Origin of the sequence: Billgrantia bachuensis, assembly GCF_011742165.1 — a bacterium.
GTDB classification, from domain to species: domain Bacteria; phylum Pseudomonadota; class Gammaproteobacteria; order Pseudomonadales; family Halomonadaceae; genus Halomonas; species Halomonas bachuensis.
Genome location: NZ_JAAQTO010000031.1, coordinates 14,798 through 39,465, shown reverse-complemented (window position 1 = coordinate 39,465; position 24,668 = coordinate 14,798). Strand labels below are relative to the sequence as shown.

Below are 24,668 nucleotides of genomic sequence, written 5' to 3'. Positions count from 1 at the left end.
GTACCGAGACCCCTGTGCTATCGCATATCGCCCAGCGAGCCGTGCGTGCCCTGCCAGCGCTGGCCAATACGCGGGTAGTACGTACCTGGGGTGCGCTGCGCGTGATGACGCCGGATGGCTATCCAATCTATCAGGCCTCGCTCTCCCACCCAGGCGCATTCGTGGCCTGCTGCCACAGCGGTGTGACCTTGGCTGCAGCCCATGCCAAACGCCTTGCCCCCTGGATCGCTGGTGGTCCCTTGCCTAGCGAAATAGCCCCTTTCACCGCGGAGAGATTCGATGTTCAAACGGTTATCCCTGCCTGATGCACCTGCACAGAAGACAGTGATCGTGTACTTCGATGGCCGGCAGGTTACTGCCAAGGATGGCGATACCATTGCAGCGGCGCTGCTCTCGGCCGGCGTCGAGGTATGTCGTACCACGCCGGTGAGCGGATCCCCGAGGGGGCCCTACTGCATGATGGGGGTCTGTTTCGAGTGCCTGGTCGAGGTGGACAACATTCCCAATGTCCAGGGTTGCCAGGTTCTTGTGAAGGAAGGCATGCAGATCCGTTCGCAAAACGGCGCAAGGAGGCTCGGCTGATGACGACTCATGACCTTGTGATACTCGGCAGCGGGCCTGCTGGTATGGCCGCTGCCGCCACTGCCGTGGCCCATGGCATCACCGCGGTGGTGGTCGATGAGCAGCCGGCGCCTGGCGGACAGATCTATCGTTCAATTGAGTCGACACCACTCAAGGAGCGGCGAATTCTTGGTGATGACTACTGGCATGGTAAGGAGCTGGTAGATGGACTCGATGATCCCCGCATCGACTATCGTCCTGGCACTACCCTTTGGCAGCTCACCCGGCAACTCGAGGTCGGGCTCCTCCAGGGGGAGAAAGCATCGATGGTGCGAGCCCGCCATGTCATTCTCGCCCATGGTGCCATGGAGCGGCCCTTCCCGATTCCGGGCTGGACTCTTCCCGGAGTCATGACTGCCGGAAGCGGTCAGATTCTGCTCAAGAGTGTTGGCTTGGTGCCTTCGGCACCGGTTGTGCTCGCTGGCTGTGGGCCACTTCTGTTACTGCTGGCCGTGCAATATTTGCGCGCTGGGATTCCCATCGCTGCTCTGCTCGATACTACGCCGGCGGGGCAATACCGGGATGCACTCCCGCTATTGCCAAGTGCGCTACGAAATGTTCGGACCTTGCTCAAGGGCGTGGGGCTGCTGGCCGAACTGCGACGTGCAGGCGTCAGGCATGTTCGGAATGTGACGGCTCTGGAAGCTGAGGGCGAAAACCGATTGAAGCGTGTCCGCTGGCAATGCGGCAATGATCCTGAGTGGCACTGCCTGACAACACCGCTACTGCTGTTGCATCAGGGCGTAGTGCCGAATACGCAGGTTACGCGGGCCCTCGACTGTGCTCATGACTGGGACGAGCGGCAACTGGCCTGGCAGCCGCGAACGGACGCCTGGTTGGCGACAGATGTTGAGGGAGTTGCGGTCGCTGGAGATGCCGGCGGCATCGTGGGTGCCAGGGCCTCGGCCATGCAGGGACGATTGGCAGGGTTGGGTGCCGCCATTGCGCTCGGCCGTGTGAGCGAAGATGAGACCCGGGAGGAAGTGAAACGGCTGCGTCGTGACTTGGCGCGAGAAGCGGCCATACGTCCTTTCCTCGATGTCCTCTACCGACCGGCAGCGCATTGGCGGCTGCCTGAGGACGATACGCTGGTATGCCGTTGCGAGGAGGTTACCGCTGGGGAAATTCGTCGCATGGCCGAGCAGGGATGTCGTGGCCCCAACCAGACCAAATCATTCACACGGTGCGGGATGGGGCCCTGCCAGGGACGCATGTGTGGCCTGACAGTCAGCGAATTGTTGGCTGATGCCAACGGGCAGAGCGTTGCCGAGACTGGCTACTACCGCCTTCGCCCCCCCTTCAAGCCCATTACCTTGGGGCAGCTGGCAACAGCGGCAGAAGACGCTTCCGAATGAGTGCCCGGATCGTGATCGTCGGGGCTGGTCTCCATGGTTGTAGTGCCGCTGTCCTCCTCAGCGCCCAGGGCCATCGGGTCACAGTGATCGACAAGGACTATGCCGGTCGGCACGCCTCGGGTGTCAACGCCGGTGGTGTGCGGCGGTTAGGCAGGCATCCTGCGGAGATCCCATTGGCCATGGCGGCCTGGGAACGATGGCAACGCATGGCCGACGTGGTCGGTGACGACTGTGACTTTCGACCGGTGGGGCAGATCAAGGTCGCCGAGAACGGCGACGATCTGGAGGTGCTGGCTGAGCGTGAGCGGCAGGTTCGGTCCCTGGGATTCGACCACGAGTACCTCATCACTCGCAACGAGCTACGTAAGCGCGTTCCGGCACTGTCTCCCCACTGCCCTGGCGGACTTGCCTGCGACGGTGATGGTTATGCCAACCCCTATCGGACGGTGACAGCGTGGCGGCGCCAGGCTCAACGGCAGGGCGCGAGCTTCTTCGAAGGTGTGGCTGTCACCGACTTGGAGGCTCATGGCAATGGCTGGAAGGTTCGGGCGGGCCCCCACCGTTTCTCTGCCGATATCGTCATCAACTGCGCTGGTGCTTGGGCGGGTACGCTTTGTCAATGGCTGGGCGAGCCGGTACCTCTCGCCGCCGAGGCGCCGATGCTGATGATTACCGAGCGGGTGAAGCCGTTTCTCGGCCCGGTCATTGGCGCAACGTCCAGGCCGCTCTCCTTCAAGCAGTTTGAAAACGGCACCGTGCTGATCGGCGGAGGCGTTCGGGGAGAAGTCGATTCGCACCGCCAGGTTGCCGAGACCTGTTTGGGAGGACTGGCGGACAATGCCGACACCGTCTTGAGCCTGTTCCCCTTCATGCATGAGGCGCGCATTGTCCGCACCTGGGCAGGGATAGAAGCTGTAATGCCGGACCAGATCCCAGTATTGGGTCCGAGCAGTACATCCGAGAGCGTAATTCATGCCTTCGGCTTCTCGGCTCACGGCTTTCAACTAAGTCCCATCACTGGGGAAATCGTCGCTGACTTGGCTATGGGGCGCGAGCCGCACTTCCCGATCCAGCCATTTTCCATCACGCGTTTTAAGGGCTATCGCTCCTCAGGCTGATGCTCTGATTTGCCACATGACACATTTTGCTCACCTTTCGGCACGCCGAAAAGAGCGACACCACGCCTGTAGACAGGCAATCCAAGGAGTTAATCATGATCGAACGCAGTATTCGTACCCCCATCATGCACCGTGCCGTTGCAGCCAATGGCTTTGTATTCTTCGGTGGCATCATTGCTGATGATCTCAGCTTGGACATGGCAGGCCAGACTCAGCAGGTATTGGATAAACTTGAGAGTTATCTCACCGAAGCCGGAACTAACAAGGAATGCATCGTGTCGGCTACGGCTTACGTAGCTGATCTGTCTCTGAAGAAAGGGATGAATGACGTCTGGACTCAGTGGTTTGATCCGGAACACTTGCCTGCCAGGGCGACGTTAGGGGTCGCGGACCTGGGAGAGAACGTGTTGTTGGAGCTTGTTGTTACTGCAGTTAAGTAGTTTTTCGCTGTCTACGGCAGCTGCCCAGGATGTAGCCCATCACTTCATACAGATAACCGTGTGAGGTGATGGGGAGCGCTTGAGCTGATCTCCTGTCGCCATCTTGATACTCAAGTGCCTGAAATTCTCAAAGAGTGTGGATTGTGATCCGGTCCACGAACCGTCTTCCTCCTGGGGCTGTATAAGGAATACAGCGCATCGGCAACCAGAGGGGTTCCCTATGACATGTGATTTTGACGCTGCGCTGCGCGGTTTTGACGACTTGCGCTCCGACTAAGGCGTCGAGTGGATACCGAAGCCGGGGCGGTTGCTTGGTTGCCAAAGAAATCAAACTGGATGATTGATCGTAATTGACCCTTTTGGGAGGGAAATGACATGCGAATGCTATCTATTGGACTGTTGACCGGTGTGCTGGCCCTGGGACTTGCTGGCTGCGGTACCACCACCGGCGAGCGAGCGCTGAGTGGCGCCGGCCTGGGGGCAGCCGCAGGTGCTGGCACCGCCGCCATGACAGGCGGCAGCGTAACCAGGGGGGCGATGATCGGTGGCGGTCTGGGCGCTGCCGTCGGGGCGGCTACCAACCGCGATGATATCGACCTGGGACGCTGGCGTCGCTGATTGACGAGAGGGAGCGCCTCCCCGGAATCGGCAGCATCATTCCATAATCGCCGGATGCGCCAGCTGTCTTATTCCTGCTAACGCCACTCCAGGTCCACCGCGATCGGGTCGTGGTCGGAGGAGCGGAAGAGATCAGGGCGGAAGTGGGGCGCCGCATTGTCCGGCCCGTCATAGCCGAGGAAAGGGGACTCGTCGGCATTGATGTGCCACGGCCGCACCGCTGCCACAGCTGCGGCCAGTTCGGGGCTTGCCAGGGCATGGTCCAGATAGCCCGATTCACCGCGGAACACATAGCTATAGCGGCGCTCCGGCGGCAGCTCGCGGGCGATCAGATTGACCAGCCCTGCGTGGGTCAGGGTGCGGATCGGGTCCTCGGCGCCGTAGGCGTTGAGGTCACCGATCAGCAGCAAGCGCTCGTGTCCCTCGGCGGCGGCGAGGCGATCGAGAAAGCCGCTCATGGCCTGCGCCTGCTCCACCCGGCGCTGGTTCCAGCAGCCCTGGCCGCGGTCGATATCGCCCCGGGGCGGGCAGCCGGACTTGGACTTGAAGTGGGCGGTCACCACACCAAAGGCCGGGCCGCTGTCCACGCTGCGGAAGAAGGCCGCCATCGGCGGGCGATGATGGGCGGGGTCGTTGTCGGCATGGAGCTCGCTCACGGCCTCTACCCGGTCCGGCCGGTAGATCAGGGCGAGCTTGATCGCATCAGAGCCGCGGTCGGCGTCCCCGCCCACCGCACGATAGCGGATACCGGTCCGCTCGCTGAGCTGCTCGACCAGATCGGCCAGGGCGCGTGGGTCGTTCTCGACCTCCACCAGGGCCAGGATGTCAGCCTGCAGGCCCTCAACCGCCGCGGCGAGCTTGGCCCGCTGACGCTCCAGCTCGTCGGCGTTGGCGGCGCCGCGCTGGCCAAGCGTGAGGAAGTAGTTCTCGAGGTTGAAGGTTGCCACCCGCAGCCGCTCTCCCGGTTCTGGCAGTGGCCCCGGTCGGGGGTTGGCGTCCTCGAAGTGCGGCTCGAGGGTCGGGTGCAGGCGGTAGGCGTCGAGGGCGTGGGTCAGAATTCCGGTCAGGCCTTGAACGGTGCTGCCGACACGACGAGTGCCATCCGCATCTCGGTAAGGAGTGGGGCTCGGAAAGGTGCGGTAGCTGCCGTCGTCCAGCTCGAGGATGTCTTGCTGCTGGGGTTCGCCGGGCGTGTTCGTGGGTCGGAACAGGCGGGTGGCGGCCAGCCTCAGGGAGCCGTAGCGAGCCAGCTCGTAGTTGCCGGTGACGGTCAGCGTCTGCGGAAACGTGAGAAGCAGCCCCTCCTTGCGTGACAGCTGCTCCTCGCTGAGCGGCCACTGGACCGTCAGCGGCTCGGGTAGTTGGTCGCGGGCACAGGTCTCGATCCTCTCGACCCGCTGGAGCTGGACCTGGCCGCGGTACTCGCCGGTGCGGGCGCGGAGTTGCAGGTGTTTGCCGGGAGCGATGAGCGCCCCATCGCTCGGCGTGGCGCCAGGCATATAAACGAACAGACCGACGGGGCCATGCTCCGTCGCCTGCTGCAGATAGAAACCGTTCAGCCGTTCGCGGCCGAGAAACTCTCCGGTCACCACGCCGTCGACGACCACCTCCCGGCCGGCGGGCAGGGCCGTACGTTCACCAATACCCTTTATGGCGGCGAGGTCGGCACTGGATGGCTCGGGGCAACCGGCCGCCGCCGGTAGGGCCGCCAGCAGGGTCAGCAGCAAGGCTAGCGGTCCTGCTTGGCGGGTCACGCCAGGATGCCGGGGCTTGCCGGGAGTGCGTGGCTGGGCGGTGAAGGTCATGCGTTCATTCCTCACCCAAGCAGCATCACCCCTACACCATAGGCCGCCACCCCGGCCGCCACCGGCCAGCCCAGGGTGCGCTTGTACCACCACACGGCCAGGGTCGCCAGAATGCCGATGAGGGTGGCTAGCCAGGAGGTGGCGCTGGGCGTCACCGGCATCAGCGATACGCCGAACACGGCGGCGATCATCACCGGGCCGAGCAGGCTCAGCCACTGGGGCATCGCTTCCAGGCTGTCGTCGTTGCCTTGCCGCTCGAGGCGGCGCTGCATCCAGAACAGTGGCAGCACGCGTATCAGCAGGGTGCCCAGCGCCGAGGCAAGAACCGCGATCCACAGGGCGCTACTCATGGCGTTCTCCTTGCACGTGTTCGCTTTTTTGGCTGTGGTCGAACTTGGCGACCTGGAAGCACAGGGCGCCGCAGGCGGCGGCGAGAGGAATCGCCAGGTTGGTCAAGCCTGTCACGGTCAGCGCCAGGGCGGCCAGGATGGTCAGGCCGAGGGCCAGGCTCCAGCGCCGCGAGGTGAAGCGGGGCGCTATCAGCACCAGAAACAGAGCGGGCAGGGCGAAGGGCAGGATCTCACCCATCAGGGCCCAGCGAGCGACCAGCTCGCCGCCGGCAAACGCTCCCAGGGCCGTGCCACCGATCCAGCTCATCCAGGCCAGCAGGGCGGCGCCGCCGAACCATCCGAGTCGCTGAGCGGCCGGTAGCTGGGGTAGGCGAGCATGGGCCAGAGCGAAGACCTGATCGGTGAGGCCGTGCATCAGCGAGGGCCACAGGCGGCTGGATGTCAGCCAGGGTGCCAGGTTGGGGGCGTAGACCACATGGCGCAGGTTGATCAGCAGTGTCATGGCCACCACCAGCCATAGCGGCGCGCCGGTGGCCACCATGCCGACGAACAGGAACTGCGAGGCACCGGCATAGATCAGCGTCGAGATCGCCACGGCTTCCCAGGCGCTGAAGCCGGCCTGGGTCGCGATCAGCCCGAAGGAGATGGCCACCGGCACATAGCCGCCGAGCAGCGGGATGGCCTCGCTCATGCCGGTCAGCCAGGGGCGGGTGGGCGAGGAGGCGGCTTGCAGGCTCATGACGTGGATTCCTCGTGGTAGATGACGCTGAGCAGCAGCGTGGCCCAGGCCTCCCCGGTGCGGTAGAGGTGGGGGCGGTCCGCGGCGAAGGTGAAGGTCTCGCCGGCCGACAGGGTGCGGGTCTCGCTTTCCGGTCCGGCCTCCAGCGTACCGCTGATCAGGATGAGCGATTCCCGCGCACCCGGGGTGTGGGGTTCGGCAAGGCGCAGGGTATGCGGCGCGCAGCGCATCCAGTAGGCGTCGACCTGCGGGCGGTCCTTGCCTTGGTCGAGCAGGCGTACCTCCACGCCGTCCTCGCCCAGGGGCACGGCAATAGGCGCCACCAGAGTGCCGAAGGGCACCTTCAGCTGCACCGCCAGGCGCCAGATGGTGTCCAGCGTGGGGTTGCCGTTGCCCTGCTCGAGGCGACACAGGTTCGACTTGGCGATGCCGGCGGCGGCGGCCAGTTGCGATAGCGACAAGCCTTGCGCCTGGCGCAGGGTCTGCAGGTGCCGGCCCAGGGTGCCGAGTGAAAGCTTGTCCAATTGAGTGGCCTCGCACTGTTCCTTTTAATGAACGTTCTATAAAAGGAACAGGTTTTTGTCAACTGCCGAGGCGCTGAGGCCAGGGGCTCACGACAGCTCCAGGCCAATGGGGCTAGCTGGGATTGAGTATCGTCGATGCCCTCAGGCGCTCCGCTGCCAGGTCGAGAAAGGTGCGTATCTTGGCAACGGCGCCACGGCCTTCGCTGTGCAGCAGGTGAATGGGTAGCGGCGGGGGTTCGTAGGCTTCCAGCACGGCCTCTAGCCGTCCTGCCTCGAGATCCGCCCCCACCTGATAGGAAAGCACACGAGTGATTCCCCAGCCGTTGCGCACGGCCTCGATGCAGGCCGCAATGCTGCTGACCGTCGCTCGCGGGTGGATGCGTACCACTTGATCGTAATCGCTACCGAAGCGCCACTCCTTGTTGGCGCTCAGTGTCGTGGTGGCGAGAATGCGGTGCGCCGTCAGGTCCTCCAAGACGGTGGGCGTGCCATGCCGGGCGAGATAGTCAGGCGCTGCACAGACCACACGGCGCACGCTCCCCACCCTGATGGCGGAAAGGCCGGAGGAAGGCAGCGAGCCGATACGCACCGCGATATCGAAGCCCTCTTCGATGATATTGACCACGCGATCCACCATCACGATTTCCGCGCGCATTTCCGGGTAGGTATCGAGGTATTCCAGCAGGATCGGCATGACGTGGATGCGGCCGAACTCATTGGGACAGTTGATACGCAGCAGCCCGGTGGGGCGTGCCGCCGCGCCGCTGACGGCGTCGTCGGCCGCCTGCAGTTCCTGGAGGATGCGCCGCGCGTCTTCCAGGTAGCGCCCTCCGATCTCCGTCAGGCGAACCCGCCTAGTGGTACGCGTGAAGAGGCGCACACCGAGACGTGCTTCCAGCGCATTGATGCCGCGGGTCACCGAGGGGGCGCTCAGGCCGACGGCTCGCCCTCCGGCGGCAAAGCTGCCGGCATCGGCCACGGCGACGAAGACTTGCAGGGTCTGGAGGCGGTCCATGAAGGGATTTCCGATCGGCGTCGATTGGCATCATTTGATGGAATAATGAATTGCAAATCTCGAGGATTCTAGTGAAAAAGCGCAAAGATTAGTCTGGTGACGTTCCGCCGTCGTGGCTCTTCACGACACGTCATGCCATTACCAGCAGGAGTCTTTGCTATGCCAACGCCCACTACCGTAAATGCGCGCTTTCCACGCGACGCCGTACCGATCCGCCTGTTTCGCAACCCCAAGTCCGGCCATTGCCATCGCGTCGAACTGATGCTTGCGCTGCTCGAGCTGCCCTATGAGACGGTCGATGTCGATATGGCCAACGGTGCGCACAAGTCGGCCGAGTTCCTGAAAATCAGCCCGTTCGGCCAGGTGCCTGCGATCGAGGACAACGGCGAGTTTCTCAGCGATTCCAACGCCATTCTGGTTTATCTGGCCCGGCGGTATGACGCGCACGACCGCTGGCTGCCCACGGAGCCGATCGCTGCCGCACAGGTACAGCGCTGGTTGTCCGTGGCCGCTGGAGAGATTGCAGCGGGGCCCTGTGCCGCGCGTCTGGTAACGCTCTTCAACGCACCACTGGATCATGAGCAGGCGATTGCCCGCGCGCATTCGCTCCTCTCGGTGATGGAGAAACACCTCGAGGGGCAAGAGTATCTGACCGGTAGCGCGATCACGCTGGCGGACGTGGCGGGCTACAGCTATATCGCTCACGCCCCGGAGGGTGGGGTCAGTCTCAAGGAGTATCCGGCCATTCTCGCCTGGCTCGGGTGTATCGAGGCGCAGCCCGGTTTCGTCGGCATGGTGCGCAGCCCGGCACTGGCCTAAGCGAACGGCAGCGACAGGAGGCGAATCCCATGACAGCGAACCGGCAGATCTTCCATGAGGGCGAGCGCAGGGTACAGCAGCGTGCCGGCGTGCCCGTCAGCTATGTGCAGCGGGTGTCCGCCTATGTGCGTGCCGCGATGCCCGACCAGCACGTCGAGTTCTTCAACACTCTGCCGGTGCTGTTCATGGGAGCGCTGGACCGGCAGGGGTGGCCGTGGGCGGTGGTAACCTTCGGTGCCCCGGGGCAACTGTGTACGGCGACGCCCAGCGAACTGCTGATTCGCCAGGTGCCACCGCTGGCGGATGCCCTGGAGCTTACACTGGGGCCTGGAGCAAGGCTGGGGCTGCTTGGGCTCGAGATGACCAGCCGTCGCCGTAATCGGTTGAATGGCACGGTGCGTTCCCGTGATGCCGAGGGCATACGGGTCTCGGTCGATCAGAGTTTCGGCAACTGCCCACAGTACATACAGCTGCGCGAGGTGGACTGGCAGGCGGGGCAGGATGCGCCTCCCATTGCCCGGCAGGTATCGATCGCCTCCCGTGCCGGCCGGGCCATGCTGGCCCAGGCCGATACCTTCTTCATCGCCACCCGGGCAGGCGAACTGGGGGGTTCCCACCATGGCGTGGATATCTCCCATCGCGGAGGCAAGCCGGGTTTCTTGCACTTGGACGCGGACGGAAGCCTGTCGTTTCCGGATTTTCCGGGGAATCGTTTCTTCAATACCCTGGGCAACATCGAGCAGGACCCGCGGGTCAGCCTTTTCATTCCCGACTTCGAGACCGGGCAAGCCCTGGTGCTGCAAGGCCGCGGGCGGATCGACTGGGACCCTCGGCGCGCGTCGCTGGTCGAGGGGGCCGAGCGCATCGTGGATGTCGTGCCGGAGCAGGTCTGGCATGTCGAAAACGCCCTGCCCGCGCGAGGACGGCTGATCGAGCGCTCTCCCTCGCTGACGCAGACGGGCAACTGGCCCAAGGAGGCGGCCGGGAACGCCTACCGCCGCCTGCGGATTGCCGACAAGATCAGGGAGAGTGACGTCATTACCTCTTTCGATCTTGAGCCACTGGCCACGGATGACCTTCCGCTGGCGCCCTATACGGCCGGGCAGTTTCTCACCGTGCGTCTTGCCTCCCGGGCCGGGCATTCGCCATCTGGCGGGCAGGCCACGCTGACGCGCAGTTACAGCCTCTCCAGGGCATGGCATGAGCGGGCGTCTCGTTATCGGATCTCGGTCAAGCGCGAAGAGTACGGAACGGTCTCTCGCCTCCTGCATGACGAGTATGCGGTGGGGGACGTGCTCGAGGCGCTTCCGCCGGCGGGAGACTTCACGCTGCGCGAGCGTTCGAATGCCATCGTGCTGGTGTCGTCCGGCGTGGGCATCACCCCGATGATCGCCATGCTGGAAACCATCGTGCAGCGTGCCGACGCCGGAGAGGCGCCGCCTGGCGAGGTGTTCTTTATTCACAGCGCGCGCAACGGACGGGAACAGGCCTTCGCGGAGGTGCTGAAGACGTGGGCTGACAGGTATCCCTGGCTGCGCCTGCATATCGCCTACACGCGCCCCACGCCGGAGGATGTATTGGGCAAGACGTATCATTCGCGAGGACGTTTGACGCTGGCATCGCTCTCGGCCTGGTTGCCGGACATGACCCGCAGCCAGGTCTACCTCTGTGGGTCGGAGGGGTTCATGCGAGCGCAGTATGCGGCACTGCTGGCGCTCGGTATGCCCCGTGAGCACCTGCTCCATGAGCTCTTCGGGCGCGGTTCGCTTGAGTCCACCGAGGCGCGCGAGCCGGGAGCGGCTGCGCAGCAAGCGTTGCCTTCGCATGCCCGGGTCACGTTCGTATCGGCCTCCACGAGACAGAATGAATCACGCCAGGCGCAGACCGTCGTCGAGTGGACGCCGGCGCAAGGCACCTTGCTGGAATTGGCCGAGCAGGCAGGGCTCGCGCCGCTGTTCAGTTGCCGAGTAGGGCGCTGTGGGAGCTGCGCGCTGCGCCTGGTGTCCGGTGAGGTGCACTACCCCGTGCCGCCGCTGGCGGCCGCGGAAGGCGAAGTGCTGCTGTGCTGCGCGGTCCCTGCCGCTGAAGAACCCGTGGTCATTCAATTGGCCGATTAGACGCTGCGTCACACGAACTCGGAGTCGTCGGTCCTCACTGTCACGCCACCCTCCTCGCCGGGCACCATGACCATGAACTCGCCGTTGCCCAAGTAGCTGACGTCGTGGCCGTCGTGGGTACGGAAGGTGGGCGTGCCTCGAACGGCACCTTCGTGTTGCATTTCGCTGAGCTCGCGGGGATTGGCGAACATGTCGATCATGTACTCGCGGCCTTGTTCGTCGAAGGCCATCACGGTTCTTTCATGCTGGGTCACGGTGCCGTTCTCCCTGAAGATGTCTCTCTAACCCATAGCAATGCTGTGGCGGCTTGGCTAGCCACGCCGTATCGGCGCTGCGTTGAGTTAACCAGGAAAGATTAATTTAGATATGTAGGCACAAGCGGATGTGATTATAACTCATTTCCCGTCCTCTATTTCTGAAAGTATAGGTGATTGTAGAAACAGAGTGGTGGGTTAAATCTCAGACTATACTGTTGTCGTCCTCTGACAAAAGGGCTTGCATTAGAAGCCCCCTTTTTCTGCCCGGGCGCAGGTTCTCCTGTCCTTGAGCATCATTCAAGGTGAACGATCATGGATCGCATACTAGAAACAGCATTAAAGGAGTTTATAGCCGAGTTCGATGGAAATGTCATGCTTCCGCATGACCCGCAATACGATGAAGTTCGCCAGATATGGAATGCAATGATCGATCGCAGGCCTTCCATGATTTGTCGCTGTGTCTCGCCTGAGGATGTGATCAAGTCATTGAACTTCATACGTAAGCACGACTTACCTTTTTCCATACGCGGAGGGGGCCATAACATCGCTGGCAACGCAGTCTGCGACGATGGCTTGATGATCGATCTGTCGTTGATGAGAGAAGTCCATATCGATCAGGATCGTCAATGTGCCTCCGTCGGGCCAGGCTGCACCCTCGCCGATTTCGATGCCGCTGCCCAGGAGTATGGCCTTGCCACGCCGTTGGGTATCAATTCCACAACGGGAGTGGCCGGCCTGACTCTGGGCGGTGGCTTCGGCTGGCTCAGCCGAAAGTACGGCATGACCATAGACAATTTGCTTGGTGTGGATGTGATCACGGCCGATGGCGATCAGTTGCACGCCAGTGAAGCGGAAAATGCCGACCTCTTCTGGGGCCTTCGCGGTGGTGGCGGGAACTTTGGGATCGTGACACGGTTCGAGTACCAGCTTCACCCCGTGGGGCCGAACGTGTTGAGCGGCCTTATCGTCTACCCCTTCGACCAGGCACAATCGGTGATCACACAGTTTGCCCGTTTCACCGAGACGATGCCGGACGAGTTGAATGTCTGGATGGTGACGCGCAAGGCACCGCCGCTACCTTTCCTACCCGAAGATGTGCACGGAAAAGAGATCGTCGCGCTCGCAATTTGCTACTCGGGCGATCCGGCCGAAGGTGAGCAGTACATTGAGTCGCTTAGAGGCTTCGGCACTGCCCATGGTGAGCACATCGGTGTGCAGCCGTACATCGACTGGCAACAAGCCTTCGATCCGCTATTGACCGCGGGCGCCCGCAACTACTGGAAGTCGCATAATTTCTCGTCTCTTGGCGCAGGAGCGATAGATACCGTCATTGAATACGCCGGCCAGCTGCCGTCTTCCCAGAGTGAAATATTCATCGGCACGATAGGCGGGCAGACGGGCCGAGCAGACCCCGAAGCAATGGCCTACTCGAGCCGCGGCACTAATTACGTATTGAACGTGCATGCTCGTTGGGAGACGGCGGACGAAGACGCACATTGCATTGCCTGGGCGCGAGAATTCTTCAGCCGCTCACAACCCTTTGCCAGTGGGGGGGCTTACATCAACTTCCTCACGGAGGACGAAGCCGATCGCATCGAGTTCGCTTATGGTGCGAGCTATGGACGGTTGGTTGAGCTCAAGAAGAAGTTCGACCCGGCCAACGTGTTTCGCATCAACCAGAACATCAATCCGGCCTGGATGTCACCCGATTGACCTGGTTTCTTTCGCTCGACCCCTTATGACAAGCAATATAATGCTAAGAGCGCCCCCGCGCGGGCGCTCTCTGTGTTATCCGCATAATAAAAACATACGGTGTTGTTGTAATTATTTTGTGGTCGATAAAATAAAAATAAAGGTGTATCTTAAGTCAATTTTTTATGCCACTATAAATGGCATGAATCAAGGACGGCTTCAAGGAGAGTTGAGCATGGAGTGCTCTAATGTGCCAAGGATGCATGAGCAGGAGGCTCGTGAAAGAAAAGTATGGATACAAGGCGATCGTGAGCCCGGCCCAAGTCTTCTTGGTAGCCGGGCTTCTTTATTTTCAGTGACTTAAAATAGAAAGGTAGAAGGTTTGACGCTCGCCTTAAAGAGGACGACATTTGTTTTTATCAGCTGTCTAGTGATGCATGTTATGGAGGTGTTTGATTATGCGCGTCTTTGCCAATCCAGTCGGTTCCGGTTCGCTGTGGTTCGACAATCTCGCTACTGCCGACGGAATACCCGTCGCTTATGATCCACAGGCGCGGGCCTTCCTGCCCATGCCTCCTTTCTGCGTCAATCGGGAGGTCATCAGCTGCAACTGGATCGCTCCTGAACAGGGGGCTTTCTGTCGCTCCTGTGCCATGACGGAGCTGGCCCCCGATCCCTCGATTCCCGGCGCCATCCCGAACTGGGCGAAGACCGAGGCCGCCAAGCGCTGGGTCCTCGACAATCTCGGCCGCTGGCACTGGTTCCGGCCGGAGGATCCCGGCGCACGCCCCGTCTTTCACCTGCTCGCCGAAGGCCCGACCCCAGTGCTCATGGGTCATGTTGCCGGTAAAGTAACCATCAGCGTGGCCGAGGCGGACCCGGTGCTGAGCACAACCCGGCGCCAGGCCCTGGATGAGCCCTACCGCACCATGATCGGCCACATGCGCCACGAAATCTCGCATATGCTCTGGTGGCGGCTCAGTCTTCGCTACGATTTCCTCGATGCCTTCCGTGCCGAGTTCGGTGATGAACGAAGGGATTACCCTGCTGCGCTCCAGCAGCATTACCAGAATGGCCCACCACCCGACTGGAGGCAGCGTTTCCTGACGACCTACGCCTCTGCGCATCCGCACGAGGATTGGGCCGAGACTGCGGCGCACCTTCTGCACCTGACCGATATCACGGACAGCTTTGTAGCGGCGGGCCTGTCTTCGCCGGAGCTGCCGAACCCGGGTTGGGACCCCTATTCGGAACCTGATGCCATGCGCCTGATTCATGTCGCGGCCTCCCTCACGGTAGGGGTCAATCACGTCAATCGATCCATGGGGCTTTCCGATCTCTACCCCTTCGTGCTGTCGGATGCCGCACGCCGCAAGCTCTCCTTTGTGCATGATTGGCTGCGCCGAGGCGCGCAGGGGCTTTGAGTTGTTTCATTAGTTTCTGTTTTAGCAATATAAGATTCATTTGTGTGCACTTGCATGTCGACAACCAAGCGCTATTCATGGATCGCTATTGGAATGGCGCACTTCGAGGGTGTGTGCTACAGCTTAGTAGCTAAATAATCTTTGCAAACAAGCAGGCTGATCATGGTACGTCATGCGTGACGTTAAACGAATAATACGCAAGGACGATCTTATGAAAAGCAGAAAGGGTTATTCTCTCAATCGCCGCGAGTTTCTTCAGACTTCTGCCATGACGACCGCTGGCATCATGGCAGCCGGTATGCCGCTCTCGCAGGCAATATGGGCCGCAGAAGGATCCGGTGGAGGAGTGTTAAGGGTTCGCTCCTATGCGGATATCAACAAGTTGGATCCCGGCTTTTATCAGAATGCTTACAACGTCGATGTGATGAACTGCATTTATTCCAAGCTGATACATTACAAGCCTGGTTCAGAATGGGAGACGGAGCTACAAGCCGCAGAATGGATAGAGCAGGTCGATCCGACGCATATTCGGTTCAAGCTGCGTGAAGGCATCATGTTTACCGGCGGCTACGGAGAGATGACCGCTGAGGACGTCAAGTTCTCTTTCGAGAGAGTTATAGAACACAACTCCCCAGTAAAGGATGACTGGGGGCCGTTGGATCATGTTGAAGTGGAAGACGATTACACAGGCGTAATCGTTCTTAAATCACCTTTTGAGCCCTTGTGGAATGTGACGCTACCTTATGGTGTGGGCCATATCGTCTCGAAGAAAGCGGTGCTGGAAGCAACGGAAGATGGCGGCGATTTCGGCATGGAGCCGCCGAGTTTTTCCGGTCCTTATGTTCTCGATGAATGGCGGCCCAACCAGGTGGTGATCCTCAAGCGAAATCCGGAGTGGACGGGGCCGAAACCCGGCTTCGATGAAATTCGTATATTGCCCATCGGCGATCCCAGAACGGCGGAAACCGCCTATCGCTCCGGCGATCTCGATTTCACCCACATCAGTCTGTCCACACTGGACGAGTTCAAGAGCGATCCTCCTCAGGATACCGTTATCGAAGAGCGTCCCTCGCTGTACTACGTCTATGTCGGGATGAACACGGAGAATCCCAAGCTGCAGGACATCAATGTCCGCCGTGCGGTGCAGTGGGCGATCAACGTACCGCAGCTATTGGACGTGGGCTACTTTGGCCAGGCGGAGGTGGCGACCGGCATGGTGGCGCCGGGCCTGGTAGGGCATCGGGAGCAGGCGCTCATCCCTCCAGAGGGGGACTTGGAAAAAGCGCGGGAATACCTGCGCGAGGCGGGAGCCGAAGGCATCTCGCTGCGTATCGACGTGCTCAACGAATCCAAGTTTACCGCCATGGCCGAGATGCTTCAGGCCCAGTTGGGGCAGATAGGCATCACCCTGGAGATCGATGTCCAGGATCCCGGGTCGTTCTGGTCGATCGGCATGGAGTCCGAAGGCGACCGCTGGCAGGAGATGGAGCTTATCCTCCAGCGCTTCTCGATGGTGCCGGACCCTTACTACGCCACTACGTTCTTCACCTGCGAGCAGGTGGGCAACTGGAACTGGGAGCGCTTCTGCAACGAACGTTTCGACGAACTCAACGCCGAGGCCGTCACGGTGCAGGACGAGGAGGAGCGCGCGGAGATGTACCGGGAAATGCAGGATCTGCTGGAAGAGTCCGGTGCCTATCGCTTCCTGACGCACGAGGGCTCCCCGTTCGTTTACCGCGAGTCGGTCATGACGCCGGCAACGAGGCCCGACGGGCGCCCACTGTTCCGTTTCTTCGATCCTGTCTGATTCCCTGGGCGCCTGGAGGGCGCCCTCCACTTTCGGCATCCCAGGGGTTCGCTCATGCTGCTCTATCTGCTCAGGCGGCTGGTCCTTGCCGTCGCCATCGTGGTGCTTGCCGTCACCTTGCTGTTCGTCATGATCCATGCCGTACCCGGTGACCCGGCCTCGATCATGCTGGGTCCTCGGGCCACGCCGGAGCAGCGGGCTCTGCTGCATGAAACCATGGGGCTCGACAGGCCGCTTCCCGTGCAGATCGTCACCTTCTTTGCCGATGTGGTGCGGGGCGACATGGGCACTGATGTCTTTACCCAGCGCCCCGTCAGTCGGATCGTGTTCGGCGAAATGCCGTACACGATCGTGCTGATCCTGACGTCCATTACCTGGGCCGCGTTGGTCGGCATTCCACTGGGCTGCTATTCGGCGATCCGGCGCAACTCGCTCATCGACAAGTTCATCGGTGTGTTCTCGGTGGGCACGATCGCGATTCCCTCCTTCGTCATGGCGGTATATGCCTTGCTCATCTTCGCCGTGATGCTGGGCTGGCTGCCGGCGATCGGCGCGGGGGAGGGGTTCTGGGACAGGGTGAGGCACTTGATCCTGCCTGCTTTCGCCGTCGGCGTAGGCTGGGTCGGGTACATCTCTCGCATCGTCCGGGCCTCGATGCTTGAAGTCATGGGCGAAAGCCATGTGCGGATGGCACGCGCCTTCGGGCTGCCGGAACGGCGCATCATACTGCGCTACGCGCTGAGACTGGCCATCCTGCCTACCGTTACCGTGCTCGGGGTGGGCATGGCGCATCTGCTGTCGGCAGCGGTCTTCGCGGAGGTGGTTTTTGCCCGGCCCGGCCTCGGTGCGCTGATCGTCAATGCGGTCGGTACACGCAACTATCCCGTTGTCATGGGGACGGTGCTGGTTACCACCGCACTGTTCGTGATCTCCACCACGCTTTCCGATCTGATCAATGCGGCACTGGATCCACGCGTACGGGAGAGCCTGTGATGCCAGCCACCGATATGACGCGCAGCGAAGGGCAGCCGATGCGCGAGCCCAGCGCCTGGGTTCAGCACTGGCGCCAACTATGCAGGAATCCGCTGGGCCTGCTGGGGCTCATTCTCGTGGTGCTGATGGTGGGCAGTGCACTGCTGGCCAATGTCATCGTTCCCTACGACCCGGCCCAGGTAATGGTCGGGCCGCGCCTCGGGCCGCCAACCTGGCATAACCTGATGGGCACCGATCAACTGGGCCGGGACACCTTCTCGCGCGTGATCATGGGTGGGCAGGTGGCCCTGATCGTGGCGCTGGCTTCACTTTCCGCGGCGCTGTCGCTGGGGTTGCTGCTCGGTCTCGTGGCCGGTTTCGGCCCCCGCTGGCTGGATAACGGCCTGCTGCTGTTGCTCGACTCGGTGCGTGCCTTTCCTGTGATCATCTTTGCCCTGGCCGTGGTGACCCTGCTGGGGCCGAGTCTCTATACGGTGGTCTTCGTCGTGGCGATCACCTCGATACCCGTCTACGCCCGCGTGGTGCGTACCCAGACACAGGCGCTGCGGGACCACGAGTACGTGCTGGCCGAACGCGCCATGGGGGCGAGTACGAGGCGCATTCTCGGCGTGCACATCATGCCCAACGTCATCGGGCCGCTGCTGATCCTGGCCAGCATGGACGTGCCGCTGGTCATCGCCCTGGAGGCGGGGCTCAGCTTCCTGGGCATGGGGGTGCGGCCGCCCACGCCTTCCTGGGGCACGATTCTCAACAACGGCTACAACTATATCCAGAATTCGCCGTGGCCGGTCATCGCCGGCGGTATTCCCATCATCCTGACGACGCTGGGTTTCACCTTCCTGGGCGAGGCACTGCGGGACATCTTCGATCCCAAGCTGAGGAGGGATCTATGACACAGGCCTCCCTGCAAGCGACGACACCGGAGAGGGCGGACACGCTGCTCGAGGTCCGTGACCTGTCGCTGGATTTCGGCAGTCCCAAGGGACGAATTCATGCGCTGCGCGATATCTCCCTGACGGTGCCCAGGGGGCGTATCGTCGGCGTGGTGGGAGAGAGCGGCAGCGGCAAGTCGACGCTGGCTTATGCCATCATTCGGCTGCTGGCAGAGAACGCCCTCGTCACGCAGGGGGAGATCTTTCTCGACGGTCGGAACTTGCTCGAGCTGTCGCCTCGCCAGATGCGCGACATTCGCGGTCAGCGGATGTCGATGATCTTCCAGGACCCGATGACATCGCTGAACCGGGTGCTGTCGGTGGGCGACCATATGATCGACATCCAGTACCGCGACAGCGCTCCCAAGGCGGAGAAACGCCGGCGAGCGATAGAGGCCCTGGGCCGGGTGGGCATTCCCGACCCCGAGGACCGCATCCAGAACTATCCTCACCAATTTTCGGGGGGCATGCGTCAACGCATCTGCATCGCCATGGCCATGCTGGTCGAGCCTGCGCTGCTGCTGGCCGACGAGCCGACCACGGCGCTGGACGCGACGATGGAAGTACAGATCATCGACCTGCTGAAGCGGCTGCAGCAAGAGTTGGGCTGCTCGATTCTCTTCGTCTCCCACCACCTGGGTACGGTAGCGGAGCTGTGCGATGACGTCATCGTCATGTACGCCGGCGAGGTGGTCGAGAGCGGCAGCGTGCGGGACATCTTTCACAAGCCCGGCCACCCCTATACCCAAGCGCTGCTGCAATGCGACCCGGGGCGGATTCGCGAGAAGACGCGTCGTCTGCCGACGATACCGGGCAATGTGCCCAACCTGCTCAACCGGGTGCCCCAGGGCTGCATCTTCAAGACCCGCTGCCCTTATGTCTTCGAGCGCTGCCACGAGGAGCACCCGCCTAGCTACGACGTCGATAGCGGGCGTGTCGATAGCGGGGCTACGCACACCGCGCGCTGCCACCTGCGCGACCCGGCCGAAGCGAGTCGCGACAAGGAGGAAGGGCATCTGGTGCAAGGAGGCAACGAGGAGGGAGGACGCCCATGAATGCACTGCTGGAAGTCGAAAACCTCAAGGTTCGCTTTCGCAGCATGGGGATGCTGCGCGCCCTGGCGACACGTACCTCCGATCCCTATATCGATGCGGTGTGCGACGTCTCCTTCCAGGTGCGGCCGGGCGAGACGCTGGGGCTGGTGGGCGAGAGCGGCTCGGGTAAGTCGACCATCGCTCGCACTCTCATGGGCCTCAATCCGGCTCACTCCGGATCGATCCGTTTCGACGGCCGGGAGTTGACCGACCTCTCGCAGCGAAGCTATAAGCCCTTTCGCCGCGACATGGCCATGATGTTTCAGGATCCGGTCGGGTCGCTTTCCCCCAGATTGACCGTGCGTTCGCTGATCACCGAACCCTTCTTGATCCATGGCATACGCGACAGGGACAGGGATGTCGAGGCCAAGCGACTGCTGGAGATGGTCGGGCTCAGTGAGGAATTCGCCCAGCGCTTCCCGCATCAGCTTTCCGGCGGCCAGGCGCGCCGCGTGGGGGTGGCGCGGGCGCTTGCCCTCGACCCGCGGCTGATCATCGCCGATGAGCCAACGGCTGGGCTCGATGTCTCGGTGCAAGGCGAAGTCATCAACCTGTTGGCTCGATTGCAGGAAGAGCTAGGTATCGGAATGCTGGTCATCACCCACAATCTCAATGTGGTACGCCATATTTCGGATCACATGGCGGTCATGTACCTGGGGCGCTTCGTCGAGAAAGGCCCGACCGAGGAGGTCTTTTACCGCCCTCGCCATCCCTATACCGAAGTGCTGCTCTCGGCGAACCCGGAGCCCGACCCGGATGCCAGGCTGGAACGGATCGAGGCTCGTGGCGACGTACCCAGCCTGATGCAGCGTCCCCCGGCGTGCGAGTTTCATACTCGCTGCCCCAAGGCGCAAGAGATCTGCAGCCAGGTGGATCCGGAAGTCACCACGGCAGAGGAGGGGCATACCTTTCGCTGTCATTTTCCTGTGAACACCCCGGAAGACCCCGACACCGATACCGTCGGAGCGGGCAGCGCTGGCCGGTCCTCTCGGCCTGGCTGAGAGAACGCTTGGGCAAGCGGGTTGGAGCCGCTTGTACGTCAACTAGACCAGCTTGCGCGGAATGGTGCGGTGCCAGGTTCTGTAGTAGACCTGACGCTCACCCTCGAAGGCTTCCAGGCTGGCCTGGAGCTGAAAGTTCTGCGCGTTGGCCGTGAGTACCGTGTGGGTCACGGTATGGATGCTCCATTCGCCTCGACTGCGCCCACACTCCCAGTGCGTTTCGCCGCGGATGGAATCGAAGTCCTGCTGGCGTGAGCTGTAGCGTTCCTGCGTCCGGGTGCGGGTCGTCATGCCTGTCTCGTCCAGAAGCAGCGCGCCCGAATCATCGGTTACCTCCAGCATTGTGGTATCGCTCTCCAGCTCATGCCGGATATCCCAGCGGTGTATCGCCGGCTCGAGCGGCGTGCTGGTGGGAGGCGGGGCACACTCGGGTGCTGCGAAGGGCTTCAGTTCGGTGTCCTCGGGGCGCGGCGAGCGCAGCGGCAAGACCAGCGCGCTGTCCCGGTTCCGGATTGTCAGTTGCACCGGCTCGGGAGCCGGCCAGGCCAGGGGCCAGTACGAGCTGGAGAGAGAGAGCCTGATCCGATGGCCGACAGGAAACGCCTGGGCAACGTCGTTCAGCTTCACGCTGACCCGGTAGGACTGGCCAGGTTCCAGCGGCGATGGGTCGGCATGACTGTCGCGGTGGGTCAGGTTGAGCAGCCCATAGGTGACGCGAGTCGACCTGCCGTCGGGCGCCACGTCGCACAGGCGCACGGCAACCTGGGCCACGGGCCGGTCGGCTGACAGGGCCAGCTCGACACGGGGCTGGCCCAGAATCTCCAACGTCTCGTCGAGAGGCGGCGAATCGAAGACCAGCGAACCGCCGTCCTCCCGGCGCTGGTCGAGGGGCAGGTCGGGGCCGGCCACATAGGAGCACCACTTGCCCGCGTAAAGGCCGCAGGAGAGGGGCGACTGCACCGACTGGGCGGCCTGTTCGCTCGGAGATTCTTCATCCATGCACAACCGCCCCGGTGCCAGCGGCAGCCGCCAGGATGTGACGTTCTCTGAGGGCCAGGTCGGCTCGGCGACCCATCGGCCGGGTCGCTGGTCGTACCGCGCCGCCGGTGGCATGCTCTCCTGCATCCACACGCGCAGCGCCGGGTCCCGCTCGATGCCGCAGGCTTCACCCTTGAGCCACTGGTCCCACCAGCGCCGGCACTCCTGAAGAAAGCCGATGGCCGGGCCCGGTTGACCCAGGTGGGGGTACTTGTGGCTCCAGGGGCCGATCAAGCCTTTGCACACACCGGGGAGCTGCTCCACCAGTCGAGGCACCGCGTTGGAGTAGCCGTCTGCCCAGCCGCTCACCGCGAGCACCGGGGCTTCGACGCCGGCGAAGTTCTCGCAGATCGAGCCGTGCCGCCAGTAAGCGTCGCGATGGGGGTGATCGAGCCAGGTCGCCAGCCACAGACCGCTGCCCTCCAGCCGCTCGCGCCACATCTCACGCCAGCGTTCGCCGACTACCTCAGGGTCCGGCGGCAGCGAATTCAAGGCGAACATGGTCGAGGCCCAGGAGAGGTTGTCACCCAGCAGACAACCTCCCATGTAGTGCACGTCATCGGCATAGCGGTCGTCGGTGGAGCAGACGCTGACCACGGCCTTGAGCGGTTCGGGGCGCCGTTCGGCCAGTTGCAGGCCGTTGAACCCGCCCCATGAGATACCGATCATGCCGACACTGCCATCGCACCATGGCTGCTGGGCGATCCAGGCCAGGATATCCTCGCCATCGGCGAGTTCCTGCTCGAGGTACTCGTCGCGCAACACGCCTTCCGATTCGCCACTGCCCCGTAGATCCACGCGCAGCGATGCATAGCCGTGCCCGGCAAAGTAATGATGGTGCATGGCATCGCGCAGTACGGTGCCGTCGCGCAGTCGGTAGGGGATGTATTCGAGAATGGCCGGTGCCGGCGCATCGTGCGCGCTGTTCGGAAGCCACAGGCGTGCGCAGAGGTGCACCCCGTCGCGCATGGGAATCCGGACGAGGTCATGCCGCTCGACGGCATGGGGGTATTCGTTGACGAATTGCATGGCAGCTCACTGTGGTGTGCGACCGGGAAGTGGAACGACTCTTCGCGACAGTGTAGATCGAAGTCCGAGGGGAAAACCCAGCGAACCGGCGGCCATCATCTAGGCTGAGGGCATGGACTTCGTTCAAGGCGAAAGGGAGGCCTATGCGTAAAGGCAGGGAAGTAAAGCACAAGGGATCGCGCAGCAAGGGGATCTGGCTGGTCTGGCTCGTTGTCGCGTTGTGTTATGCCGTTCCCTACACGCTGCTCAGCGACGTGTCGCGCTGGTACGGCAGTTTCCTGTTCTGGGCGTTGGCGGGGCTGGCCGTGATCGCGCTGAACGTTTTCCTCACCCGCGACTTCGAGGATCGGTGACATGACCGTTTCCCTCGTGTGGTGGGCCATCGCGGGCTATCTGGCGATCGCCATCGTCATTGCCATTCTGTCGCGTCAGGGCAAGACCCAAGACATGTCGGGCTACTTCCTCGGCAATCGGCAGATGAACGGCTTCGTCTCGGCGCTCAGCTACAGTGCGACCACCTACAGCGCCTTCATGATGGTGGGGCTCGCGGGGCTGACCTATGCCGGTGGCGTGGGTGCGCTGGGGTTCGAGATCGTCTATTTCGCCGGGGTCTCGCTGGTGGCGGTGTTCGGGCCGCACTTCTGGGCCGTGGGCAAGGCCTTCGGCTTCGTCACCCCCAGCGAGATGCTGGGCCGACGCTACGACAGCCGGGCGGTGGCGATCGTGGTGGCGCTTTCCAACTGCCTGTTTCTGATTCCCTACGCGGCGGTGCAGCTCGCCGGGATCGGCTACCTGCTGCAGGGCACCACCCAGGGCACGGTGCCTTTCACCGTCGGGGTGTTGCTGGCCACGGCGCTGGCGCTGTTCTTCTCCTACATTGCCGGCATTCGCTCGGTGATGTGGACCGACTCGCTGCAGGCAATCATGATGATCGTGGCCTCCACGCTGGTGACCTTCCTGGTCATCCAGGGGTTGGGCGGCTTTCAGGTGCTGTTCGATACGCTGGCAACGGAGCACCCCGAGATGCTGGTGGTGCCGGGGGAGGGGCTGTTCACCTTCACCACCTTCCTGGGCCTGACCATTCCCTGGTTCTTCTTCAGCCTCTCCAATCCCCAGGTCAGCCAGCGCCTGTTCATGCCGGCGTCGCTTACGGCGATGCGCCGGATGCTGCTCGGTTTCCTGCTCTTCGGCTTCGTCTACACTCTGGTCTCGGTGCTGTGGGGGCTCTCTGCCATCGTTGCCTTTCCGGAGCTCGACAACGCCGACCTGGCCACGCCATCGCTGCTGACCTCCAGTCACGTACCGCCCCTGCTGGGCGTGATCGTGATGATCGGCATCCTGGCGGCGGCGGTCTCGACCATCGACTCGATCATGCTGACGCTCTCCTCGATGGTCGCCCGCGACGTCTACGGCAATCTCAGGCCGGGGAGCAGCGAGGCGCGCCAGCTCGCCGTCGGCAAGTGGGTCATCCCGGTCATTGCGCTGTTGGCGCTGGGCTTTGCCGAACTGCAGCTGAGCCTGATCGCGGTGCTCTCGGTGGCCGCATCGGCCGGGCTCGTGGCCGTGGTGCCGGCCATCATCGGGGCTTTCTATTGGCGCCGAGGCACCGCTCCCGGCGTGCTGGCAAGCGTCATCGTTGCCAGCGCCTTCGTGCTGTTCGTCTACGCCATCGGCAACAGCTTCCTGGGGTTGCCGGCAGGAGTGTGGGGCATCGTCGTCGCGAGCCTTACCTTCGTCGGCGTCAGCCTGGCCAGCCGGCCTGCACATGCCGCGGCGGACGAATTCCTGGCTGCCGTACCGCAGAGCCCCGAGCGGGCGTCGCGGGTGGTAGAGAAGCGCGGCGAGCGCTAGCCTGAACGGAGAGACGCAAGCTACTGATC

The 24,668-nt window shown here is 62.5% G+C and carries 24 protein-coding genes; 17 read left to right on the top strand and 7 right to left on the bottom strand.

Annotated elements, in window-relative coordinates; genetic code table 11:
• From HBJ55_RS22270 to HBJ55_RS12405, 6 genes are all read left to right on the top strand, one after another.
• On the top strand, positions 1-305 hold a 305-nt coding region (locus tag HBJ55_RS22270), incomplete at its 5' end, for an NAD(P)/FAD-dependent oxidoreductase (protein WP_206022575.1).
• Complete coding sequence (locus HBJ55_RS12425) at positions 280-582, top strand: (2Fe-2S)-binding protein (protein WP_167115088.1); 303 nt, start codon at positions 280-282, stop codon at positions 580-582. The genes HBJ55_RS22270 and HBJ55_RS12425, both read left to right, overlap by 26 nt.
• Entirely contained in the window at positions 582-1,976 is a 1,395-nt protein-coding gene (locus HBJ55_RS12420; RefSeq protein ID WP_167115085.1) for an FAD/NAD(P)-dependent oxidoreductase, read from the top strand. Before HBJ55_RS12425 ends, HBJ55_RS12420 begins: the two co-directional genes overlap by 1 nt.
• Entirely contained in the window at positions 1,973-3,094 is a 1,122-nt protein-coding gene (locus tag HBJ55_RS12415) for an NAD(P)/FAD-dependent oxidoreductase (protein ID WP_167115082.1), read from the top strand. Before HBJ55_RS12420 ends, HBJ55_RS12415 begins: the two co-directional genes overlap by 4 nt.
• Before the next feature lie 95 nt (positions 3,095-3,189).
• Entirely contained in the window at positions 3,190-3,534 is a 345-nt protein-coding gene (locus HBJ55_RS12410) for a RidA family protein (RefSeq protein ID WP_167115079.1), read from the top strand.
• Positions 3,535-3,915: 381 nt separating this feature from the next.
• Positions 3,916-4,152 (top strand): YMGG-like glycine zipper-containing protein, encoded by a 237-nt coding sequence (locus tag HBJ55_RS12405; protein WP_422674193.1) that lies wholly within the window; start codon positions 3,916-3,918, stop codon positions 4,150-4,152.
• 77 nt (positions 4,153-4,229) lie between these two features.
• On the opposite strand, the gene HBJ55_RS12400 is transcribed toward HBJ55_RS12405, so the two are convergent.
• The 5 genes from HBJ55_RS12400 to HBJ55_RS12380 form a co-directional block, all read right to left on the bottom strand.
• The gene (locus HBJ55_RS12400) at positions 4,230-5,957 is read right to left on the bottom strand and encodes an ExeM/NucH family extracellular endonuclease (protein ID WP_167115074.1); all 1,728 of its coding nucleotides are present in this window, start codon (positions 5,955-5,957) and stop codon (positions 4,230-4,232) included.
• An 11-nt stretch (positions 5,958-5,968) separates the two neighbouring features.
• Positions 5,969-6,307, bottom strand: a complete 339-nt coding sequence (locus HBJ55_RS12395) for an AzlD domain-containing protein (protein WP_167115071.1) — start codon at positions 6,305-6,307, stop codon at positions 5,969-5,971.
• Complete coding sequence (locus tag HBJ55_RS12390; RefSeq protein WP_167115067.1) at positions 6,300-7,046, bottom strand: AzlC family ABC transporter permease; 747 nt, start codon at positions 7,044-7,046, stop codon at positions 6,300-6,302. Before HBJ55_RS12390 ends, HBJ55_RS12395 begins: the two co-directional genes overlap by 8 nt.
• Positions 7,043-7,570 carry a helix-turn-helix domain-containing protein gene (locus HBJ55_RS12385; RefSeq protein ID WP_167115063.1) on the bottom strand — a complete coding sequence of 176 codons (528 nt, stop codon included), beginning with the start codon at positions 7,568-7,570 and terminating at the stop codon, positions 7,043-7,045. The genes HBJ55_RS12390 and HBJ55_RS12385 overlap by 4 nt, the downstream gene beginning before the upstream one ends.
• Before the next feature lie 112 nt (positions 7,571-7,682).
• Positions 7,683-8,585, bottom strand: coding sequence for a LysR substrate-binding domain-containing protein (locus HBJ55_RS12380; RefSeq protein ID WP_167115060.1), 903 nt, complete (start codon positions 8,583-8,585; stop codon positions 7,683-7,685).
• A gap of 159 nt (positions 8,586-8,744) precedes the next feature.
• Here HBJ55_RS12380 and HBJ55_RS12375 point away from each other — a divergent pair, with 159 nt between their 5' ends.
• Together HBJ55_RS12375 and HBJ55_RS12370 are read left to right on the top strand one after the other, a co-directional pair.
• A complete protein-coding gene (locus HBJ55_RS12375; RefSeq protein ID WP_167115057.1) occupies positions 8,745-9,404 on the top strand; it encodes a glutathione S-transferase family protein in 660 nt (219 codons plus the stop codon).
• A gap of 29 nt (positions 9,405-9,433) precedes the next feature.
• Positions 9,434-11,521, top strand: a complete 2,088-nt coding sequence (locus tag HBJ55_RS12370) for a 2Fe-2S iron-sulfur cluster-binding protein (protein WP_167115054.1) — start codon at positions 9,434-9,436, stop codon at positions 11,519-11,521.
• A gap of 8 nt (positions 11,522-11,529) precedes the next feature.
• Here the strand turns inward: HBJ55_RS12370 and HBJ55_RS12365 are convergent, their stop codons facing one another.
• Entirely contained in the window at positions 11,530-11,775 is a 246-nt protein-coding gene (locus HBJ55_RS12365) for a hypothetical protein (RefSeq protein WP_167115051.1), read from the bottom strand.
• Between the two features lie 315 nt (positions 11,776-12,090).
• Here HBJ55_RS12365 and HBJ55_RS12360 point away from each other — a divergent pair, with 315 nt between their 5' ends.
• The 7 genes from HBJ55_RS12360 (at position 12,091) to HBJ55_RS12330 (ending at position 20,721) form a co-directional block, all read left to right on the top strand.
• Positions 12,091-13,491 carry an FAD-binding oxidoreductase gene (locus HBJ55_RS12360; protein ID WP_167115048.1) on the top strand — a complete coding sequence of 467 codons (1,401 nt, stop codon included), beginning with the start codon at positions 12,091-12,093 and terminating at the stop codon, positions 13,489-13,491.
• 437 nt (positions 13,492-13,928) lie between these two features.
• Positions 13,929-14,894: a zinc-binding metallopeptidase family protein gene (locus HBJ55_RS12355; RefSeq protein ID WP_167115045.1), complete on the top strand. Its 966-nt coding sequence runs from the start codon at positions 13,929-13,931 to the stop codon at positions 14,892-14,894.
• Positions 14,895-15,105: 211 nt separating this feature from the next.
• Positions 15,106-16,701 carry an ABC transporter substrate-binding protein gene (locus HBJ55_RS12350; RefSeq protein ID WP_167115042.1) on the top strand — a complete coding sequence of 532 codons (1,596 nt, stop codon included), beginning with the start codon at positions 15,106-15,108 and terminating at the stop codon, positions 16,699-16,701.
• Between the two features lie 54 nt (positions 16,702-16,755).
• A complete protein-coding gene (locus HBJ55_RS12345; RefSeq protein WP_167115039.1) occupies positions 16,756-17,694 on the top strand; it encodes an ABC transporter permease in 939 nt (312 codons plus the stop codon).
• The gene (locus tag HBJ55_RS12340) at positions 17,694-18,587 is read left to right on the top strand and encodes an ABC transporter permease (RefSeq protein ID WP_206022567.1); all 894 of its coding nucleotides are present in this window, start codon (positions 17,694-17,696) and stop codon (positions 18,585-18,587) included. The genes HBJ55_RS12345 and HBJ55_RS12340 overlap by 1 nt, the downstream gene beginning before the upstream one ends.
• Positions 18,584-19,681 carry an ABC transporter ATP-binding protein gene (locus HBJ55_RS12335; RefSeq protein ID WP_167115036.1) on the top strand — a complete coding sequence of 366 codons (1,098 nt, stop codon included), beginning with the start codon at positions 18,584-18,586 and terminating at the stop codon, positions 19,679-19,681. Before HBJ55_RS12340 ends, HBJ55_RS12335 begins: the two co-directional genes overlap by 4 nt.
• A complete protein-coding gene (locus HBJ55_RS12330; protein ID WP_167115033.1) occupies positions 19,678-20,721 on the top strand; it encodes an ABC transporter ATP-binding protein in 1,044 nt (347 codons plus the stop codon). The genes HBJ55_RS12335 and HBJ55_RS12330 overlap by 4 nt, the downstream gene beginning before the upstream one ends.
• Before the next feature lie 42 nt (positions 20,722-20,763).
• Here the strand turns inward: HBJ55_RS12330 and HBJ55_RS12325 are convergent, their stop codons facing one another.
• A complete protein-coding gene (locus HBJ55_RS12325) occupies positions 20,764-22,788 on the bottom strand; it encodes a CocE/NonD family hydrolase (protein WP_167115030.1) in 2,025 nt (674 codons plus the stop codon).
• 143 nt (positions 22,789-22,931) lie between these two features.
• Here HBJ55_RS12325 and HBJ55_RS12320 point away from each other — a divergent pair, with 143 nt between their 5' ends.
• The gene (locus tag HBJ55_RS12320; protein ID WP_167115027.1) at positions 22,932-23,141 is read left to right on the top strand and encodes a hypothetical protein; all 210 of its coding nucleotides are present in this window, start codon (positions 22,932-22,934) and stop codon (positions 23,139-23,141) included.
• A gap of 1 nt (position 23,142) precedes the next feature.
• Positions 23,143-24,639: a sodium:solute symporter family protein gene (locus HBJ55_RS12315; RefSeq protein ID WP_167115025.1), complete on the top strand. Its 1,497-nt coding sequence runs from the start codon at positions 23,143-23,145 to the stop codon at positions 24,637-24,639.
• Positions 24,640-24,668 lie beyond the last annotated feature (29 nt).

Bases quoted from the DNA above. Each gene is read 5' to 3' on its own strand.
- HBJ55_RS12325 (WP_167115030.1), bottom strand. From the start codon at position 22,788: ATGCAATTCGTCAACGAATACCCCCATGCCGTCGAGCGGCATGACCTC.
- HBJ55_RS12425 (WP_167115088.1), top strand. From the start codon at position 280: ATGTTCAAACGGTTATCCCTGCCTGATGCACCTGCACAGAAGACAGTG.
- HBJ55_RS12350 (WP_167115042.1), top strand. From the start codon at position 15,106: ATGAAAAGCAGAAAGGGTTATTCTCTCAATCGCCGCGAGTTTCTTCAG.
- HBJ55_RS12335 (WP_167115036.1), top strand. From the start codon at position 18,584: ATGACACAGGCCTCCCTGCAAGCGACGACACCGGAGAGGGCGGACACG.
- HBJ55_RS12420 (WP_167115085.1), top strand. From the start codon at position 582: ATGACGACTCATGACCTTGTGATACTCGGCAGCGGGCCTGCTGGTATG.
- HBJ55_RS12380 (WP_167115060.1), bottom strand. From the start codon at position 8,585: ATGGACCGCCTCCAGACCCTGCAAGTCTTCGTCGCCGTGGCCGATGCC.
- HBJ55_RS12415 (WP_167115082.1), top strand. From the start codon at position 1,973: ATGAGTGCCCGGATCGTGATCGTCGGGGCTGGTCTCCATGGTTGTAGT.
- HBJ55_RS12360 (WP_167115048.1), top strand. From the start codon at position 12,091: ATGGATCGCATACTAGAAACAGCATTAAAGGAGTTTATAGCCGAGTTC.
- HBJ55_RS12410 (WP_167115079.1), top strand. From the start codon at position 3,190: ATGATCGAACGCAGTATTCGTACCCCCATCATGCACCGTGCCGTTGCA.
- HBJ55_RS12340 (WP_206022567.1), top strand. From the start codon at position 17,694: ATGCCAGCCACCGATATGACGCGCAGCGAAGGGCAGCCGATGCGCGAG.
- HBJ55_RS12395 (WP_167115071.1), bottom strand. From the start codon at position 6,307: ATGAGTAGCGCCCTGTGGATCGCGGTTCTTGCCTCGGCGCTGGGCACC.
- HBJ55_RS12345 (WP_167115039.1), top strand. From the start codon at position 16,756: ATGCTGCTCTATCTGCTCAGGCGGCTGGTCCTTGCCGTCGCCATCGTG.
- HBJ55_RS12405 (WP_422674193.1), top strand. From the start codon at position 3,916: ATGCTATCTATTGGACTGTTGACCGGTGTGCTGGCCCTGGGACTTGCT.
- HBJ55_RS12400 (WP_167115074.1), bottom strand. From the start codon at position 5,957: ATGACCTTCACCGCCCAGCCACGCACTCCCGGCAAGCCCCGGCATCCT.
- HBJ55_RS12370 (WP_167115054.1), top strand. From the start codon at position 9,434: ATGACAGCGAACCGGCAGATCTTCCATGAGGGCGAGCGCAGGGTACAG.
- HBJ55_RS12330 (WP_167115033.1), top strand. From the start codon at position 19,678: ATGAATGCACTGCTGGAAGTCGAAAACCTCAAGGTTCGCTTTCGCAGC.
- HBJ55_RS12315 (WP_167115025.1), top strand. From the start codon at position 23,143: ATGACCGTTTCCCTCGTGTGGTGGGCCATCGCGGGCTATCTGGCGATC.
- HBJ55_RS12320 (WP_167115027.1), top strand. From the start codon at position 22,932: ATGCGTAAAGGCAGGGAAGTAAAGCACAAGGGATCGCGCAGCAAGGGG.
- HBJ55_RS12375 (WP_167115057.1), top strand. From the start codon at position 8,745: ATGCCAACGCCCACTACCGTAAATGCGCGCTTTCCACGCGACGCCGTA.
- HBJ55_RS12355 (WP_167115045.1), top strand. From the start codon at position 13,929: ATGCGCGTCTTTGCCAATCCAGTCGGTTCCGGTTCGCTGTGGTTCGAC.
- HBJ55_RS12390 (WP_167115067.1), bottom strand. From the start codon at position 7,046: ATGAGCCTGCAAGCCGCCTCCTCGCCCACCCGCCCCTGGCTGACCGGC.